Genomic DNA, 16,277 nt, shown 5'->3' on the forward strand with positions numbered 1-16,277 from the left:
CACAGCAGTCGCTCTCTGCCGCAGCTCCGGTGTCACCTGTGGGTATCGTGGATCACTGAAACGGAGCTCACAGAGCTGACATGGAGGGGATGCCATGGATGCCATTCGGATCCTGGAAGACGAAGTCCGCGAACTGGTGCGCCGCAGAGGGCTGGACCCGGCGCAGGAGCCGGACGCTGTCCGACGCCTCGTCGCTGATGCAGCGGAGGACTATCAGTCGCGTGCGCTGTCGGGCTCGCTGCCCCAGCTGCACAATCAAGTGGAGTCCGTGCGCATCGTGGCGGACGCGGTCGCCGGCTTCGGTCCGCTCCAGCCTCTGCTGGATGATGACTCCATCGAGGAGATCTGGATCAATGCGCCCGACCAGGTGTACTGCGCACGCGGTGGAGTCTCCGAGCTGACCAGCGTCATTCTCACGGAGGAGAAGGTCCGCGATCTGGTGGAGAGCATGCTGCGGTCCTCTGGGCGGCGTCTGGACCTGAGCTCGCCTTTCGTGGATGCCTCGCTTCCCGACGGGTCGAGACTGCATGTGGTGATCCCCGACATCACCCGACGGCACTGGGCCGTGAACATCCGCAAGTTCGTCGTGCGGGCCCATCACCTCGAGGACCTGGTCCGAGGAGGGTCGTTGTCGACCGAGGCGGCGCGGTACCTGGATGCGTGTGTGGACGCCGGGCTCAACATCCTGATCTCCGGGGCGACCCAAGCGGGCAAGACGACGATGCTCAACTGCCTGTCAGCGTCGATCGGCAGCCGCGAGCGTGTGGTCACGGTCGAGGAGATCTTCGAGCTGAAGGTCCCCCTGCGTGATGTGATCCAGATGCAGTGCCGTCAGCCGAACCTGGAAGGGCATGGTGAGATCCCGCTGCGGCGTCTGGTGAAGGAGGCACTGCGCATGCGACCGGACCGACTGATCGTCGGCGAGGTGCGTGAGGCAGAGAGCCTGGACATGCTGGTGGCCCTGAACAGCGGGCTGCCGGGGATGTGCACCATCCATGCCAACAGCGCCCACGATGCCTTGACCAAGATCTGCACGCTGCCGCTGCTGGCTGGAGAGAACATCTCCCGCAACTTCGTGGTTCCGACGGTGGCCTCGTGCTTCGATCTGGTCGTGCACTGCACGAGAGACCGCAATGGCCGTCGCTATGTGGAGGAGATCCTCTCCGTGGGCACCCGGGTCGAAGAGGGGATCATCGAGTCCTCCACGGTGTTCCACCGCCGTGAGGGGCAATTCGTGATGAATCCGTCAGCGATGCTGGACAACGCCAAACTGGACGCTCGCGGCCTGGATATCCGTTCGGTCGTCGGGGCACGCTGATGGCAGTGGTCTGGGGACTGATGCTCGGCAGCGGCCTGCTGCTGATCTGGTGGTCGTTCCGGCCTCAGCAGGAGGCCGCCTCCGGGAGAGCCCGTCAGGATGGTCGACTGCGCGAGCTGATCGCCCAAGCCGGCATCCAACGTGTCAGCCCGGCCGGCGTCGTCGGGGCCATGGTCATGTGCGGGCTGATGGTCCTGCTGATCGTGTTCGTCCTGACACGGACACTGCCGATCGCCGTCTGCTTCGCCCTGTTCGGCGCGGCCGTTCCGTGGTTCGCGCTGCGGTGGCAGGCCGCCAAGCGACGGACACTGCTGCGGGATGTCTGGCCTGATGCTGTCGATCACCTCAGATCGGCGATTCGGGCCGGCCTGACCCTGCCCGAGTCGTTGATCCAGCTGGGGGAGAAGGGCCCGGAGACGCTCCGGCCCGCCTTCCGTGAGTTCGCCCGGGACTACCGGTCGGGAGTGCGGTTCGCCGACGCGGTGGAGAACCTTAAGTACCGGATGGCAGACCCCGTGGCCGATCGCCTGGCAGCGGCTCTCCGTCTCACTCGAGAGGTCGGCGGTGCCGACATCGGACACCTCCTGTCGACGTTGGCTGAGTTCCTCCGCGAGGATGCACACACGCGCAGCGAGCTCGAGGCCAGGCAGTCCTGGACCGTGAATGCGGCTCGACTGGCCGTGGCGGCACCGTGGATCGTCCTGCTCCTGCTCGGGACGCAGCCACAGGCTGTGGCCGCTTATCAGTCCTTTGCCGGCGCCATGGTCCTGGCCGCAGGACTGGTCATCTCCGTCGTCTGCTACCGGCTCATGGTGCGCATCGGTTCGCTCCCTCAGGAACGGAGGGTCCTGTGAGCACGATGACTCCCCTGACGACCTGGTCGGTGGTCCTGGGACTGGCTCTGGGCCTGGGACTGGCCCTCGTTCTGAAGGCACTGCCGTGGGGGTGGCGGCCGTCTCTGGTCCGACGAGTGGAACCTCAGCTGCGGCATCACGTTCCGGCCTCGGGCCTGCTGCAGGGCGAGGACTCAGCCGTGGGGACATGGGGATCCATCAGTCGGATCCTGGGGCCGGTTCTGCACGAAGGCGTGCAGCTGCTGGGTCGTCTCAACCTCGGCAATCATGCTCTGGAACGGCGACTGGAATCAGCTGGTTCGCCCTTGACCGTGGCGGACTATCGGGCGCAGCAGCTGCTCTGCGCGGCAGGAGGGGCAGCTGTGGGCATGGTGGTGGCGATCGGCTTGGTGGTCAACTCGGGCCTCCACGCACTGCTGGGCGTCATCGTGGTGCTGGCCCTGGGCGTCACAGGATTCTTCCTGCGGGACAATCAGCTCAGCTCACGCATCACCCGGCGGCGATCAGACATCCTGGCGGAGTTCCCGTCCGTGGCCGAGCTGTTCGCCCTCTCCGTCAGCGCGGGAGACAGCGCAGCCGGTGCACTGGAGCGAGTGGCCACCACGGCCCACGGTGAACTGGCCGAGGAGTTCCGTCGTGTGCTGACCGAGATGCGAGCCGGATCCTCGCTCCAACGGGCGCTGAAGGCGGCGGCTCGACGCATCCAGCTGGCACCGGTCGAACGGTTCATCGAGGGCGTCCTCGTGGCACTGGAGCGCGGAACACCCCTGGCCGACGTGCTGCGCGCACAGGCCCACGATGTCCGAGAGCTCTCCAAGCGGGAGCTGATGGAGGCGGCCGGCAAGAAGGAGATCGGCATGATGGTGCCGGTCGTCTTCGGCATCCTCCCCTTGACTGTCCTGTTCGCTGTCTACCCGGGCATCTCCCTGATGACCTTGGGATTCTGAAAGGAGCATCGAGCCCACGAGCACACCCAGAACCTGCTGAGCTGAGAGCTCCGCACTGTCCACCACTGGATCGAGACATGACACCACGGCTGCCCCTGAAACCAGCCGAGACAACTTTGGAGGGAACCATGAACACCACTGAGAACACCGAGACCACAGCGATGACGAACCGCAGACTGGCGGGATTCCTGCTCACCGTGAGGGCCTGGGCAGCCGGCCTGCGGGATGATGACCGCGGCGATGTGCCGGGATGGGTGATGATCACGCTCATGTCGGCCATGCTGGTCGCAGGACTGATGGTGATCGCCGGAGATGCGCTGAAGACACTGTTCGAGCAGGCCATCAGCCAGGTTGCACCCTGATCCAGCGCTGATGGTCGCACCGCTGAGAGACGACGAGGGATCCGCCGTCGCAGAGTCCGTCATGGTGATGGCGCTGCTGGCGGTGGTCTTCGCCGCTGTCCTGCAGTTCGGACTGATCATCCATGTGCGCAACACGGTGATCGATGCGGCCAGCGCCGGAGCCCGGCACGGTGCGCTCGCGGACCGGACCCCTGCTGACGGGGCTCACCGGACCAGGGATCTGCTCGCCAGCTCCGTCCCTGGGGCGGACCAGGCAGAGATCACCGCATCGCTGTCCGAGGGCCCGGTGCCGACGGTGACCGTCACTGTGCGGACCCAGATGCCCATGGTCGGTTTCATCACCGGTCCCGTCGACGTGGAGGCCACAGGACGTGCGTACAGATTCGACTGATGGCCGACGCGACGCTCAGGACGAGGGATCGGCCACGATCGAGTTCATCCTCCTGGCCGTGCTGCTGCTGATCCCGGTGATCTACTTCCTGGTCCTCACCAGCCAGATCCAGGCTGCCGCCTACGCGTCCGTGGCAGCCGCAGACCAGGCTGCGAAGTCAGCAGTCGCCGTCCAGGACCCGGCTGAGTCAGCAGGCCGCATCCAGCAGGTGGTCGACCTGACGTTGGCTGACTATGGACATGGAGGAGGAACCCACGAGGTGCAGGTGGCCTGCAGCAGCGACCCGTGTCTGGAACCGGGCTCGTCCGTGACCGTCTCGGTGGATGTTCGAGTGCCCGTTCCGTTCATCCCGTCGTTCCTGGGGTGGGACACCTCGGCTGCCACGGTGACGAGCAGCTCATTGCATGTGGTTCCGAGGTTCGGCTGATGGGGGAGACGAGGATGAACCGGTGCATCCGCCCCTGGCGTGAGGACGACTCGGGTCAGACCACGATCCTGGTGGTCGGCCTCTCGGCGATCTGCATCCTGCTGGCGACCGTCATCCTGGCTGCCACCGCAGTGAACATCGAGGCCCGTCGGCTGCTCTCGCTGGCCGATGGTGCCTCGGCGGCGGCCGCCGACAGCTTCACGCTGGACGTGGGGGAGGATCCGGAGGGGTCTGCCCCGGTCCTGACCCAAGAGCGCGCGGCGGCCACGGTCCAGCAGTACCTCGAATCGGCCGCAGCCAGCAGCCGATTCGAGGGGCTGCGGGTGCAGGAGGTGAGGGTCGGTGACCAGGGCCAGACAGTAGACGTGGTCCTGACCGCCACAGCGCGGCCGCCGATCGCCAGCATCGTGGTTCCTGAGGGGGTGACGGTCCTGGCCACCAGCTCCTCCCGCACCGCATTGACGCGGTGAGGAGGCAGGTGGCGTCCGGCGCGGATCAGCGTCTGAAGAGGCGGGCGAAGAAACCGGACGGTTTCGGGGCGGAGGCCTTCTCAGAGGCCGAATGGCCATTGCACCAGTTCGACGCAGGGACGGTGCGCTTGACCTGGTCGACGTGCTGGCCACAGCCAGCCCAGGTGGTCCTGCCGCAGACCTTGCAGGAGACAGCACGGCACATGAGGGGTCCTTTCAGGAGGGGATTGAGGGGAAGAAGGAAGGGCGTGAGAACGGCGGACAGGTGCGTCAGGAGAGGGAGAGGAAGAGCTTCTCCAGCTCATCCACGGTCAGTCCGTCCTCCTCGGCGGCGGCCGTCTCCGGATCGGTGATGCAGTACTGCATGGCTGAGGAGACGATCACGAAGCCGGCCCGGTCCAGGGCCGTGGACACCGCGGAGAGCTGGGTGACCACGTCCCGGCAGGAGCCGCCGGACTCCACGGCTTCGATCACCGCGTCCAGTTGGCCCCGGGCCCGCTTGAGGCGGTTCGCGATCTTGCGCTGGGTCTGCGGATCAGCGGTCTTCATCAGGTGCTCTCCTTCGTCAGAGGTACATCCAGGATGCCCCGGCGCCACGAGGCTGGGCAGGGCAGGGTCCCCGCGGGGACCAGGCGGCAGACGACGACGGCGGCCAGAGCCAGCCCGGCGACGCCCACCACGGCGATCGCGGCAGGAGCGGGCAGTTCCAGAGCCAGCACCAGGACGCCCATGCCGACCACGAACCAGCCGAAGGCCCGCCGCAGGGCGTCCTCCGGGATCCGGGACTGCAGGCGTGCGCCCACCAGGGAACCGGCCACCGCCATGACGGTCAGTGCGGCGACCAGGGGCCAGTCCACCACAGTGGTGGTCAGGTAGCCGGCAACGCCAGCCAGTGACTTCAGCGCGATCACCAGCAGGGAGGTCCCCACGGCGGCCGCCATGGGCAACCCGCCCAGCAGCACCAGCGCCGGCACCACCAGGAAGCCGCCGCCGGCGCCGACGATCCCGGTCACCAAGCCGACGACCAGACCCTCGATGAGGACCTTGCCGATCGGCAGACGGTCCGTCGACTCGCGCGGAGTCGCGTTCTTGCGTCCCCGGATCATGGCGCCGGCCGTGGCCAGCATCATCACCGCGAACGCGATCATCAGCAGCTGTCCGGGCAGGTGACCGCCAGCCAGCCCGCCCAGGAACGCCCCGACCATGCCGGCGGCGCCGAACAGCAGTCCGGTGCGCCACTGCACCCGCCCGTGGCGGGCGTGGGTGATCACACTGACCGCCGAGGTCACCCCGACCACCACCAGAGAGGCCGTGATCGCCTGTGAGGGTTCCATGCCAGCCACATAGGTCAGCAACGGCACCATCAGGATGGAGCCGCCGCCGCCCAGCAGGCCCAGCGACAGCCCGACGAGAACGGTCAGCACCAGCGTGAGGATCAGCAGCGACTCCATCCCTCAGATCACCACCGAGGACTGCGGCATCTGCTGGAACACGGAGGCCAGAGACGGGTCCGCCTCGGCCCGGTTCCAGGGCATGCGCGAGAGCACAGCGGCCATGGCGCAGGAGTCGCTGGCCGCCGAGTAGGCCAGCCCGGCTCCCACCGCACCGGCCATCAGACCCCAGCGTCGGTGCACCAGCTGCCCGGCCAGCGTGCCCAGCAGCACCAGTGAGCCCGCCGCCATGCGCACCTGACGGTCCATGGCCCACCGGGCGCCCTGACGCACCACCTCCCCGCCGGCCGCCTCATAGGCGGCGATGCCGCCCTCCAGCACATCGGCGGTGTCGAACCCAGCGGTCTGCAGGCGTTCGCAGGCCTGTCCGGCGCGGTTGCCGGACTGGCAGATCAGCACCACGTGGCCCTGCATCCGTTCGGCCAGGTCATGGGTGTGCTCGGCGAGCAGATCCAACGGCACGTTGTAGGAGCCGCGGATGTGCACGGACTCGAACTCGCCGGGGGTGCGCACGTCCACCACCATCAGGTCCTCATCCGCGGCCAGACGGCGGCGCAGCTCGGCGGGGGACAGCGAGGTTCCCTGGGTCACCGTGGTCATCGAGCACCCTCCTGGGCAGCGGTGTGGAGGTCAGTGGGCCGGGTGGCGCCAGAGCGGGCCTTCCAGGTGGACCAGCCGGCGTAGCTGCCCTCCAGTTCCACGACGTGGTACCCGGCACGGCGCAGTGCTCCGGCGGCCACGGAGTTGCGCAGACCGGACTGGCAGTAGGTCACCAGCGGACCGGCGCCCGGGGCCGGCAGCGCGTCCTGATGGAACAGGACCTTGCCGGCGTTGAGCTGCTGAGAACCGGGGATGTGGCCCTCGGCGTGCTCGGTACGGTTGCGCACGTCCAGCAGGTGGGCCCCAGGGGTCGTCTCCAGATAGGACTCCAGGTCCTGCGGCGCCACGGTGCTCGGCACGGTGGCCTCCAGCCCCTCCAGGGACGGGGTGTATCCGGCCACGTGGTCGATGCCCACCCGGATCAGGTGGTCACGGATGTCCGTGGCCTGGTCGGCATCCTGGGCGAGCAGGACCAGCGGGGTGTCCTCGGACTCGGGGTCATAGGCCCAGCCGCCGTGGGTGGCCGCCTTGGAGGCATCCGGGATGCTCAGCGCGCCGGTCACCGTCCCGCGGTGCACCTGGGCCACGGGGCGGGTGTCCACGAAGGCCAACGTGCCGTTCTGCAGGCCCAGGGCGATCTCGCGGTTGTCCAGCTGCTGCAGGGCAGAGAGCTGGCCCAGCAGTGCCGGACCCTGCTTGTTCTGGCGCTTCATGCGGGCGAAGTAGGCGTGGGCGTCCGGCTGGCCGTTCAGCAGCTCGTCGATGAAGCCCTGTTCGTCGTCGTTCTGCAGGTACGGGGCCCACCAGGCGAACCTGCGCTCGTAGCCCACAGTGGTGGAGGGCAGTGCGCCCAAGGCCTTGCCGCAGGCCGAGCCGGCGCCGTGGCCGGGGAAGACCTGCACGTGGTCCGGCAGCGTCAGGAAGGACGTCTTCAGCGACGCGAAGAGCTGCTTCGCTCCAGCGAAGCGGGTGTCCTGGAAGCCGGCGGCCTCGTCCAACAGGTCTGGACGCCCCAGGTCTCCGGAGAAGACGAAGTCACCGGTGAGATAGTAGCCCGGCTCGTCGGTGAACGCGCCATCGGTCACCAGATAGGACAGATGCTCCGGGGTGTGACCGGGAGTGTGGCGCGCGGTGATGGTGATGTTGCCGAGAGTGATGGTGTCCAGGTCCTTGAGCAGCACGCCCTCGAACCCGTAGGTCCAGTCCTCTCCTCCCTCACCGGAGAGGTAGATCTGTGCGCCGGTGGCCGCGGCCAGCTCACGGGTGCCGGACAGGAAGTCGGCATGGATGTGAGTCTCGGTGACGGCCGTGATCGTCATGCCGTGGTGGTCGGCCAGGTCCAGGTACGGCTGGATGTCACGGCGGGGATCGACGACGATCGCCTCGCCCTGGGCCTGGCAGCCGATGAAGTAGCTGGCTTGGGCCAGGTCTTCGTCATAGATGCGCTCGAGCAGCATGGGGGTCTCCTGTTCGGGGTCGGTGGGCATCCGGCAGAACCGGATACCCCCGAGGGTATTCAATACCCTGTGGGGTATGCAAGTCGGCATGGCCAGCCGTCCAGATCGTGTCCTGGCGGTGGTCGGCCGCCGCGTCGACTACAACTGGTTCCGTGGCTGGGCGAGGATCGCCAGGCCGACCTGACCCGGAGGTGTGCCGTGGCCCTGGTGGCCTTCGTGTTCGTCGGAGCCGTGCTGCTGATCAACGGCCTGGTGCTGCTCGGGTTCGTCCCGCCGCGCTCCAGCGTGCCCATCAACCTGCTGGTCGGTCTGGCCCTGGCCGGAACTGCCCTGCAGATCATCCTGACCACTGACGCGCTCGGTCCCGAACTCTCTGCGGCGTCGAGCTCCCTCTGGTCCGCCGCCGGGTTCATGCTCTTCTCGTTCACCTACCTCACCGTGGCCGTGAACACCCTCACCGGGGGAGAGGGCAGCGCCTTGGGCTGGTACTGCCTCTGGGCGGCCGCCATCTCTGCCGTCATCACCCTGGTCCAGCTGCTCGTGCTGCAGGACCCCCACCTGGCCGTGCTGTGGGGCGCGTGGGCCATCCTGTTCGCCGCCTTCTTCCTCGCCCAGGCCACACCCTGGGCGTGGTCTCAGCGGCCAGCCGGGGCGCTCGCCGTCATGCAGTCGGTCACCACCGCCACCATCCCGGCCCTGCTGGATCTGGCCGGCTGGTGGCGTCAGGCGCCCCTGGCCCTGGTGCTGGGAGCCCAGGCGGCCGTCGTCGTGGTCTATGCCGTGCTGATGGTCCGGGAGAGGCGTTGTGCGCTCCGCCCTGAGCCCACGGTGCACACCGGGCCGCTCCCCGTCACCGCCTCAGCCTGACCGCGCGGGCTGTAGGCTGGTGGGCACCATGGCTGAAACTGACTTCTCCGCTTCGATCGCCGAGCTGCGCTCCACCCTGTCCTCCATCGAGCAGGTCTCGGACCTGGACAAGATCAAGGCGGACATCGCCGAACTGGAGCAGCAGGCCGCTGCCCCGGACCTCTGGGATGACCCGGAGGCCGCGCAGAAGGTCACCTCCAAGCTCTCCCACCGTCAGGCCGAGCTGAACCGGATGGCCAAGATCGAGTCGCGCATCGACGACCTGGAGATCATGGTGGAGCTGGGCCGCGAGGAGGAGGACGCCTCCACCATGGCGGATGCGGAGAAGGAGCTGACCGCCATCCAGAAGACGCTCTCCGAGCTGGAGGTCGTCACTCTGCTCTCCGGTGAGTACGACGAGCGGGACGCCGTCATCACCATCCGCGCCGGCGCCGGCGGTGTGGACGCCGCTGACTTCGCCGAGATCCTGATGCGCATGTACCTGCGCTGGGCCGAGCAGCGCGGCTGGTCCACGAAGGTCATGGACACCTCCTACGCTGAAGAGGCCGGTCTGAAGTCGGCCACCTTCGAGGTCAACGCCCCCTTCGCCTACGGCACGCTCTCCGTGGAGGCCGGCACGCACCGCCTGGTGCGCATCAGTCCCTTCGACAACCAGGGCCGCCGGCAGACCTCGTTCGCCGCCGTCGAGGTCATCCCGCTGATCGAGAGCGATGACAGCATCGAGATCCCCGAGTCCGAGCTGAAGATCGACGTCTACCGCTCCTCCGGTCCTGGCGGGCAGTCCGTGAACACCACCGACTCTGCGGTGCGCATGACTCACATCCCCACCGGGATCGTGGTCTCCATGCAGAACGAGAAGTCCCAGATCCAGAACCGCGCTGCCGCTCTGCGCGTGATGCAGTCCCGCCTCCTTCTGGTCCGCAAGGCTGAAGAGGACGCGAAGAAGAAGGAGATGGCTGGCGACGTCAAGGCCTCGTGGGGCGACCAGATGCGCTCCTACGTGCTCAACCCGTACCAGATGGTCAAGGACCTGCGCACCAACCACGAGGAGGGCAACCCCTCCGCCGTGTTCGACGGCGCCATCGACGGGTTCATCGACGCCGGCATCCGCTGGCGTGCCGGCGGCGTCGTCGAGGACTGATCTCCGCGTCCCGGCTCAGCGCCAGGCCCAGCGTGATCAGCAGGCCTGCCCCGGTGCCAGCCACGGCCGCCATCAGCAGACCTGCCACGAGCGGGGTGCTGGCACAGCCGGCTGAGGTGTCCTCATAGTCACAGCTGACCCACGGCTGGAGGAAGAGCAGGAGTGCGGCGGCCGCGCAGAACGCGGTGACCGCCACCGCCCACCACAGGCGGCGGGTGGCGGTGCGGACGTGGCCTGCAGCGGTGTCAGGGGTCTCCATGGGGTGGAGCCTACGCGCGCGGATGCCCCTTCCGGCAGGCCGCGGGCACGACGACGGCCCCTCGCCACTCCGGGCGGCCTCGCCTCTGGTGCGGGCCGAGTAGGTGGGCCAGACTGGCTCCATGACCGAGAACCAGAGCCCCGCCCCGTCCTCCGGTGAGCAGCGGGTCGTCCACGCAGAGCGTGAGATCGACGCCCCCGCCGAGGCCATCTTCGAGCTGATCGCCGACCCGTCCCGCCAGCCCGAATGGGACGGCAACGACAACCTCGCCGAGGCGCCCACCGGCCAGCGCGTGCGCGCCGTGGGGGACGTCTTCGGCATGACCCTCACCAACGGCCAGGAGCGCGAGAACCGGATCGTGGCGTTCGAGGAGGGGCGGGTCATCGCCTGGAAGCCCGCCCCCGCAGGGGAGGAGCCGCGCGGCCACATCTGGCGCTACGACCTCACGCCGATCGACGAGACCACCACGCGCGTGCGGCACACTTACGACTGGTCCGGACTGTGGGATGAGACCCGGTTCGAGCGGGCCCGTGCCACACGGTCCGAGAACCTGATGGCCTCGCTCAGCAGGCTCGCCGCACTGGCCGAAGGGGAGCGCACACAGGACTGATCCAGCCTGACCGCCGGTGCGGTGGGCCCGTGAGCGGCATGAGACCAACGCAGAGAACGCTGCAGGTCACCAGGAGGATGTCACGGGGAGCATCCACCGTCTGGTGGAGGCCCTGGGATCGGACCAGCCGATCGTCGTCGAGACCGTCCAGGTGACCTCTGAGCCGCGTCTCAGCCCAGCACGTAGGCTGGGATGAGACGCGGCTCACCCCGCACTGACACACCCGTCGACCACTGATCCAGGAGCGCACGCCATGACGTCCACCCCAGAGACCGCATCCACCACCGCCTCGTCCTCTCCGCAGGACGCGGTGATCGTCGGCGGTGCCCGCACCCCGTTCACCCGGCTGCTGGGCGGGCAGGCCTCCCTGCAGGCCACCGAGCTGGGCGCCCACGCCATCAGCGGTGCCATCGAACGCTCCGGCGTGGACCTCTCTGCAGTGGACACCGTCATCATGGGGCAGGTCGTCCAGGCCGGCTGCGGGCAGAACCCTGCCCGTCAGTCGGCCCTGGGTGCCGGAATCGGCTGGGACGTCCCGGCCATCACCATCAACAAGGTGTGCCTGTCCGGACTGACCGCTGTGATCGACGCGGCCCGGCTCATCCGCCTGGGGGAGGCATCCGTGGTGGTTGCCGGCGGACAGGAGTCGATGACCAACGCCCCGCACGTGCTGCCCGGCTCCCGGTCCGGACACAAGTACGGCACGGTGGGCCTGCTGGACACTGTGGCGCATGACGGCCTGACCGACGCCCTGACCGGGCAGGCCATGGGCGAGCTGACCGAGGAGGGCAACGCCCAGCTGAATCTGGACCGCGCCGGACAGGACGAGGTCGCCGCCTCGTCGCACCAGCGTGCGGCGAAGGCCCAGGCCGACGGCGTGTTCGCCGAGGAGATCGTGGCCGTGGAGATCCCTCAGCGCAAGGGTGACCCGGTGACCGTCTCCGAGGACGAGGGGGTCCGCCCGGACACCACCGTGGAGTCCCTCGGCACGTTGCGCCCGGCCTTCGCGAAGGATGCCTCTGGGACCATCACCGCCGGGAACTCCTCGCCGCTCACCGACGGTGCCGCCGCCGTCGTCGTGACCTCCCGCGCCTATGCCGAGCAGAACGGACTGACGGTGCTGGCCACGATCGGAGCCGCCGGCCAGGTGGCCGGTCCGGACTCCTCGCTGCACTCCCAGCCCTCCCGGGCGATCCAGGCCGCCGTGAACAAGGCCGGCTGGACGGTGCAGGACCTGGACTTCATCGAGATCAACGAGGCCTTTGGGGCCGTGGCGTGTCAGTCGTTGGCCGACCTGGACTACCCCTTGGAGAAGACCAACATCCACGGCGGGGCGATCGCCCTGGGCCACCCGATCGGTGCCTCCGGAGCCCGGCTCGTGCTGACCGCTGTCCTGGAGCTGACCCGCCGCGGGTCCGGCCGCGCCGCCGTCTCCCTGTGCGGCGGCGGCGGCCAGGGCGACGCTCTGCTGCTCAGCCGCTGAGCCCCACCCAGACCACCCCGAGGCACGACAGGCGAGAGGACCACGAGATGAGCGCCTCGCAGGCGCAGCCCGCCACCGGATCCGGAACCCTGGACGGGCGCCCGTTGGTGGAGAAGCAGATCGCCGATCAGGCCCGCACCAACAACATCCCCGAGGATGAGGTGCTGGAGAAGATCATGTTGGCCAACTCGCCCGTCAAGCGCCTCGTGGAGCCGGCCGAGGTCGCCTCTCTGGCCACCTGGCTGGCCTCGGACCACGCGGGCATGGTCACCGGTGCCTCCTACGCCATGGACGGGGCCTGGACGGCGCGCTGACCGACCCTGAACCACCTGCACCTGCACGACGCCCATCGAACAGAGAGGACTCGATGATGAGTCTGGACAAGACGGTCGCCACCCCCGCTGAAGCGGTGGCAGACATCCCCACGGGGGCTTCGCTGGCGGTGGCCGGCTTCGGCCTCTCGGGCAACCCGATCCAGCTGATTGAGGCCCTGCTGGAGCAGGGGGCCTCCGATCTGAGCGTGGTCTCCAACAACTGCGGCGTGGACGGCTGGGGCCTGGGCATTCTGCTCTCGGCCGGCCGGATCTCCAAGATGACCTCCTCGTATGTAGGGGAGAACAAGGAATTCGCCCGTCAGTACCTGGAGGGCGAGCTCGAGGTCGAACTGGTTCCGCAGGGGACCCTGGCCGAGAAGATGCGCGCCGGTGGGTCCGGCATCGCCGCCTTCTACACCCGTTCGGGTGTGGGCACCCAGGTGGCCGAGGGCGGCCTGCCCATGAGGTACGACGACGCCGGCAACGTGGTGAAGGCCTCCTCACCCAAGGATGTGCGTGCCTTCACTCCGGGGCCGGCCCGGGACCAGCAGGAGCAGCAGTACGTGCTGGAGGAGTCCATCGTCACGGACTACGCGCTGGTGCATGCCCTGCGAGGCGACCGTCACGGCAACCTGGTCTTCAACAAGGCCGCCCGGCAGTTCTCCCCACCGGTGGCCATGGCCGGGCGGATCTGCATCGCCCAGGTCGAGGAGCTCGTGGAACCCGGGGAGATCGACCCGGACGAGGTCCATCTGCCCGGCGTGTTCGTGCACCGGATCGTGGAGGTCGGCACGGAGATCGAGAAGCCGATCGAGAAGCGCACCGTCCAGAAGACAGGGGAGCAGTGATGACCGAGCAGACGCAGCAGACCGGATGGAGCCGGGACCAGATGGCCGCACGGGCCGCGCAGGAGCTGCCGGACGGTGCCTATGTCAACCTGGGCATCGGCATGCCCACGCTGATCCCCAATCACATCCCGGAGGGGCGCACCGTGGTGCTGCAGTCCGAGAACGGGATCCTGGGCGTGGGACCCTATCCGGAGGAGTCGGCAGTGGACCCGGATCTGATCAACGCCGGCAAGGAGACCGTGACCGTCCTGCCAGGTGCCTCGTTCTTCGATTCGGCCACCTCGTTCGGGATGATCCGCGGCGGCAAGATCGATGTGGCCGTCCTGGGTGCCATGCAGGTCTCGGCCACCGGAGATCTGGCCAACTGGATGGTCCCGGGCAAGATGGTCAAGGGCATGGGTGGCGCCATGGACCTGGTCCACGGCGCCGGCCAGGTGATCGTGCTGATGGACCACTGCGCCAAGGACGGCAGCCCCAAGATCCTGCCCAGCTGCACCCTGCCCCTCACCGGCAAGGGTGTGGTGGATCGGATCATCACCGATCTGGCGGTGATCGACGTCGCTGGCACGGAGGCTGACCCGCGTCTGGTGCTGGTGGAGACCGCTCCCGGTGTCAGCCGGGAGCAGGTCCAGGAGCGGACCGGCGTGGAGCTGCACGAGTCCTGACCCCAGGTCAGGCCCGGATAGACGCCGTCAGGGAGGCCGCGCCGATCAGTCACAGGACTGGTCGGCGCGGCCTCCCGGCGTTGTTACCAGATCGTGACTAATCTGTCTGGTGCCGGTGCCGCATCTTCCCCCGATCCGCTCACGCACCGGCGGCCGATGCGGGCCGGGCAGACACAGGGCAGCGATGATCAGGTTCGACGAGGTCACCAAGGTCTATGACCGACGATCCCGACCCGCCCTGGGCGGAGTGACCGCCGAGATCCAGCGCGGAGAGTTCGTCTTCCTCGTCGGGGCCTCCGGCTCGGGCAAATCGACCTTCATCCGTCTGGTCCTGCGGGAGGAGCGCGCCAGTTCCGGGACCGTCTACGTGGCCGGCCGGAACGTGGCGCGTCTGCCCAGCTGGCGGGTGCCGAGGCTGCGCCAGGGGATCGGGGTCGTCTTCCAGGACTTCCGCCTGCTGCCGAACAAGACCGTCTACGCCAACGTGGCCTTCGCCATGCAGGTGCTCGGACGTGGGCGGGCACAGATCCACCAGGCCGTTCCTGAGGTGCTGCGCACCGTGGGACTGGACGGCAAGGAGAAGCGGATGCCCCATGAGCTCTCCGGCGGCGAGCAGCAGCGGGTGGCGATCGCCCGGGCCATCGTCAACCGCCCGGACATCCTGCTGGCCGATGAGCCCACCGGCAACCTGGACCCGGACACCTCCCACGGCATCATGGACGTGCTGGACCGGGTCAACCAGAACGGCACCACCGTGGTGATGGCCACTCACGATCACGACATCGTCAACCAGATGCGCCGCCGGGTGATCCAGCTCGAGGGTGGCCTGATCGTGAGGGACCAGCCGGAGGGCTCCTACCGCACCGCCTCCACGGAGCAGGTGGCATGAGACTGGCGTTCATCCTGGGAGAGACCCTCTCCGGCATCCGGCGCAACCTCTCCATGGTGGTCTCCGTGGTGCTGGTCACCTTCATCTCGCTGAGCTTCGTCGGTGCCGCCGGACTGCTCCAGCTGCAGATCAACCAGATGAAGGGCTACTGGTACGACCGCGTGGAGGTGGCCGTCTTCCTGTGCACCGAGACCTCCACCACGGCCACCTGTGCGGACGGTGCCGTGACCGAGGACCAGCGCCTGGCCGTGCAGTCACTGCTCGAGTCGCCCACCGCAGCCCCGTACGTGCAGAGCTTCGAGTACGAATCTCAAGAACGGGCCCTGGAGATCTTCCAGGAGCAGTTCAAGAACTCGGCCATGGTGGAGACCGTCACGGCCGACCAGCTGCCGGAGGCGTTCCGGGTGGCCCTGGTGGATCCTGAACAGTATGCGGTGGTCGACGAACTGGTGTCCGGCATGCCCGGCGTGGAGCTGGTCTCGGACCAACGCGAACTGCTGGAGCAGATCTTCTCACTGATGAACATGGCCTCGGTCATCGCCGTCTCCATCGCGGCGGTCATGCTGATCTGCGCCGTCCTGCTCATCGCCACCACCATCCGACTCTCGGCCTTCTCCCGGCGACGGGAGACCGGCATCATGCGTCTGGTCGGGGCCAGCAAGACGATGATCCAGCTGCCCTTCCTGCTCGAAGGGGTCATCGCCGCGCTCCTGGGCGCCGTCCTGGCCAGCCTGACCACCTGGCTGCTTGCGGAGCTGTTCATCGGGGGGTGGCTGACGGAGCAGTATCCTGGGACCGGATTCATCGGAGGCACGGATGCCCTGATCCTGGTGCCCGTCCTGCTCGGCATCGCCGTCCTGCTGGCCGCTGTCTCCTCCCTGCTCACCCTGCGGCGCTACCTCACGGTCTGAATCGCCCTCGCCC

21 protein-coding genes and 1 pseudogene are annotated in these 16,277 nt (G+C 68.1%); 17 read left to right on the forward strand and 5 right to left on the reverse strand.

Annotation, left to right across the window (positions count from 1 at the left end; genetic code table 11):
- Window positions 1-94: 94 nt before the first annotated feature.
- The 7 genes from ACEXHE_RS00595 to ACEXHE_RS00625 all read left to right on the forward strand — a co-directional run bounded on the left by ACEXHE_RS00595 (window position 95) and on the right by ACEXHE_RS00625 (window position 4,769).
- Window positions 95-1,318 carry a CpaF family protein gene (locus ACEXHE_RS00595; protein WP_374784362.1) on the forward strand — a complete coding sequence of 408 codons (1,224 nt, stop codon included), beginning with the start codon at window positions 95-97 and terminating at the stop codon, window positions 1,316-1,318.
- Window positions 1,318-2,172 (forward strand): type II secretion system F family protein, encoded by an 855-nt coding sequence (locus ACEXHE_RS00600; RefSeq protein WP_374784363.1) that lies wholly within the window; start codon window positions 1,318-1,320, stop codon window positions 2,170-2,172. Before ACEXHE_RS00595 ends, ACEXHE_RS00600 begins: the two co-directional genes overlap by 1 nt.
- A gap of 5 nt (window positions 2,173-2,177) precedes the next feature.
- Window positions 2,178-3,119 (forward strand): type II secretion system F family protein, encoded by a 942-nt coding sequence (locus tag ACEXHE_RS00605; protein ID WP_374784829.1) that lies wholly within the window; start codon window positions 2,178-2,180, stop codon window positions 3,117-3,119.
- A gap of 128 nt (window positions 3,120-3,247) precedes the next feature.
- A complete protein-coding gene (locus tag ACEXHE_RS00610; protein WP_374784364.1) occupies window positions 3,248-3,481 on the forward strand; it encodes a hypothetical protein in 234 nt (77 codons plus the stop codon).
- A gap of 10 nt (window positions 3,482-3,491) precedes the next feature.
- Window positions 3,492-3,872, forward strand: coding sequence for a TadE family protein (locus tag ACEXHE_RS00615; protein WP_374784365.1), 381 nt, complete (start codon window positions 3,492-3,494; stop codon window positions 3,870-3,872).
- Window positions 3,853-4,299, forward strand: coding sequence for a hypothetical protein (locus ACEXHE_RS00620; RefSeq protein ID WP_374784366.1), 447 nt, complete (start codon window positions 3,853-3,855; stop codon window positions 4,297-4,299). Before ACEXHE_RS00615 ends, ACEXHE_RS00620 begins: the two co-directional genes overlap by 20 nt.
- Before the next feature lie 14 nt (window positions 4,300-4,313).
- The gene (locus ACEXHE_RS00625) at window positions 4,314-4,769 is read left to right on the forward strand and encodes a hypothetical protein (RefSeq protein ID WP_374784367.1); all 456 of its coding nucleotides are present in this window, start codon (window positions 4,314-4,316) and stop codon (window positions 4,767-4,769) included.
- A 270-nt stretch (window positions 4,770-5,039) separates the two neighbouring features.
- Here the strand turns inward: ACEXHE_RS00625 and ACEXHE_RS00630 are convergent, their stop codons facing one another.
- From ACEXHE_RS00630 to ACEXHE_RS00645, 4 genes are read right to left on the reverse strand one after another with little or no spacing between them, the layout of a single operon-like run.
- Window positions 5,040-5,318, reverse strand: a complete 279-nt coding sequence (locus ACEXHE_RS00630; protein WP_091694885.1) for a metal-sensitive transcriptional regulator — start codon at window positions 5,316-5,318, stop codon at window positions 5,040-5,042.
- Entirely contained in the window at window positions 5,318-6,220 is a 903-nt protein-coding gene (locus tag ACEXHE_RS00635) for a sulfite exporter TauE/SafE family protein (RefSeq protein WP_374784368.1), read from the reverse strand. Before ACEXHE_RS00635 ends, ACEXHE_RS00630 begins: the two co-directional genes overlap by 1 nt.
- 3 nt (window positions 6,221-6,223) lie before the next feature.
- Window positions 6,224-6,820 (reverse strand): rhodanese-like domain-containing protein, encoded by a 597-nt coding sequence (locus tag ACEXHE_RS00640; protein ID WP_374784369.1) that lies wholly within the window; start codon window positions 6,818-6,820, stop codon window positions 6,224-6,226.
- Window positions 6,817-8,277 carry a rhodanese-like domain-containing protein gene (locus ACEXHE_RS00645; protein ID WP_374784830.1) on the reverse strand — a complete coding sequence of 487 codons (1,461 nt, stop codon included), beginning with the start codon at window positions 8,275-8,277 and terminating at the stop codon, window positions 6,817-6,819. Before ACEXHE_RS00645 ends, ACEXHE_RS00640 begins: the two co-directional genes overlap by 4 nt.
- A 198-nt stretch (window positions 8,278-8,475) precedes the next feature.
- Between ACEXHE_RS00645 and ACEXHE_RS00650 the strand changes: the two genes are divergently transcribed.
- Window positions 8,476-9,144, forward strand: a complete 669-nt coding sequence (locus ACEXHE_RS00650) for an AmiS/UreI family transporter (RefSeq protein ID WP_374784370.1) — start codon at window positions 8,476-8,478, stop codon at window positions 9,142-9,144.
- 28 nt (window positions 9,145-9,172) lie between these two features.
- Window positions 9,173-10,285: a peptide chain release factor 2 gene (gene prfB / locus ACEXHE_RS00655; protein WP_091694870.1), complete on the forward strand. Its 1,113-nt coding sequence runs from the start codon at window positions 9,173-9,175 to the stop codon at window positions 10,283-10,285.
- Here prfB and ACEXHE_RS00660 read toward each other — a convergent pair.
- On the reverse strand, window positions 10,236-10,544 hold the full coding sequence (locus ACEXHE_RS00660; protein WP_374784371.1) for a hypothetical protein: 309 nt from the start codon (window positions 10,542-10,544) through the stop codon (window positions 10,236-10,238). The two genes, prfB and ACEXHE_RS00660, sit on opposite strands and share 50 nt — an antisense overlap.
- A 121-nt stretch (window positions 10,545-10,665) precedes the next feature.
- Here ACEXHE_RS00660 and ACEXHE_RS00665 point away from each other — a divergent pair, with 121 nt between their 5' ends.
- The 8 genes and pseudogenes from ACEXHE_RS00665 (at window position 10,666) to ftsX (ending at window position 16,264) form a co-directional block, all read left to right on the forward strand.
- A complete protein-coding gene (locus ACEXHE_RS00665; RefSeq protein WP_374784372.1) occupies window positions 10,666-11,154 on the forward strand; it encodes an SRPBCC family protein in 489 nt (162 codons plus the stop codon).
- Window positions 11,155-11,170: 16 nt separating this feature from the next.
- Window positions 11,171-11,350 carry a hypothetical protein gene (locus ACEXHE_RS00670; RefSeq protein ID WP_374784373.1) on the forward strand — a complete coding sequence of 60 codons (180 nt, stop codon included), beginning with the start codon at window positions 11,171-11,173 and terminating at the stop codon, window positions 11,348-11,350.
- Window positions 11,351-11,407: 57 nt separating this feature from the next.
- Entirely contained in the window at window positions 11,408-12,637 is a 1,230-nt protein-coding gene (locus ACEXHE_RS00675; RefSeq protein ID WP_374784374.1) for an acetyl-CoA C-acetyltransferase, read from the forward strand.
- 101 nt (window positions 12,638-12,738) lie between these two features.
- Window positions 12,739-12,951: pseudogene (locus tag ACEXHE_RS00680) on the forward strand (SDR family oxidoreductase); the annotation flags it as partial.
- Between the two features lie 56 nt (window positions 12,952-13,007).
- Window positions 13,008-13,799 carry a CoA transferase subunit A gene (locus tag ACEXHE_RS00685; RefSeq protein ID WP_091695371.1) on the forward strand — a complete coding sequence of 264 codons (792 nt, stop codon included), beginning with the start codon at window positions 13,008-13,010 and terminating at the stop codon, window positions 13,797-13,799.
- Complete coding sequence (locus tag ACEXHE_RS00690; RefSeq protein ID WP_091694847.1) at window positions 13,799-14,464, forward strand: CoA transferase subunit B; 666 nt, start codon at window positions 13,799-13,801, stop codon at window positions 14,462-14,464. Before ACEXHE_RS00685 ends, ACEXHE_RS00690 begins: the two co-directional genes overlap by 1 nt.
- Window positions 14,465-14,648: 184 nt before the next feature.
- Window positions 14,649-15,353: a cell division ATP-binding protein FtsE gene (ftsE, locus tag ACEXHE_RS00695; protein ID WP_091694844.1), complete on the forward strand. Its 705-nt coding sequence runs from the start codon at window positions 14,649-14,651 to the stop codon at window positions 15,351-15,353.
- Window positions 15,350-16,264: a permease-like cell division protein FtsX gene (gene ftsX / locus ACEXHE_RS00700; protein ID WP_374784375.1), complete on the forward strand. Its 915-nt coding sequence runs from the start codon at window positions 15,350-15,352 to the stop codon at window positions 16,262-16,264. The genes ftsE and ftsX overlap by 4 nt, the downstream gene beginning before the upstream one ends.
- Window positions 16,265-16,277: the final 13 nt, after the last annotated feature.

This window comes from Micrococcus sp. IITD107 (assembly GCF_041927415.1).
Classification (GTDB): Bacteria; Actinomycetota; Actinomycetes; order Actinomycetales; family Micrococcaceae; genus Citricoccus; species Citricoccus terreus.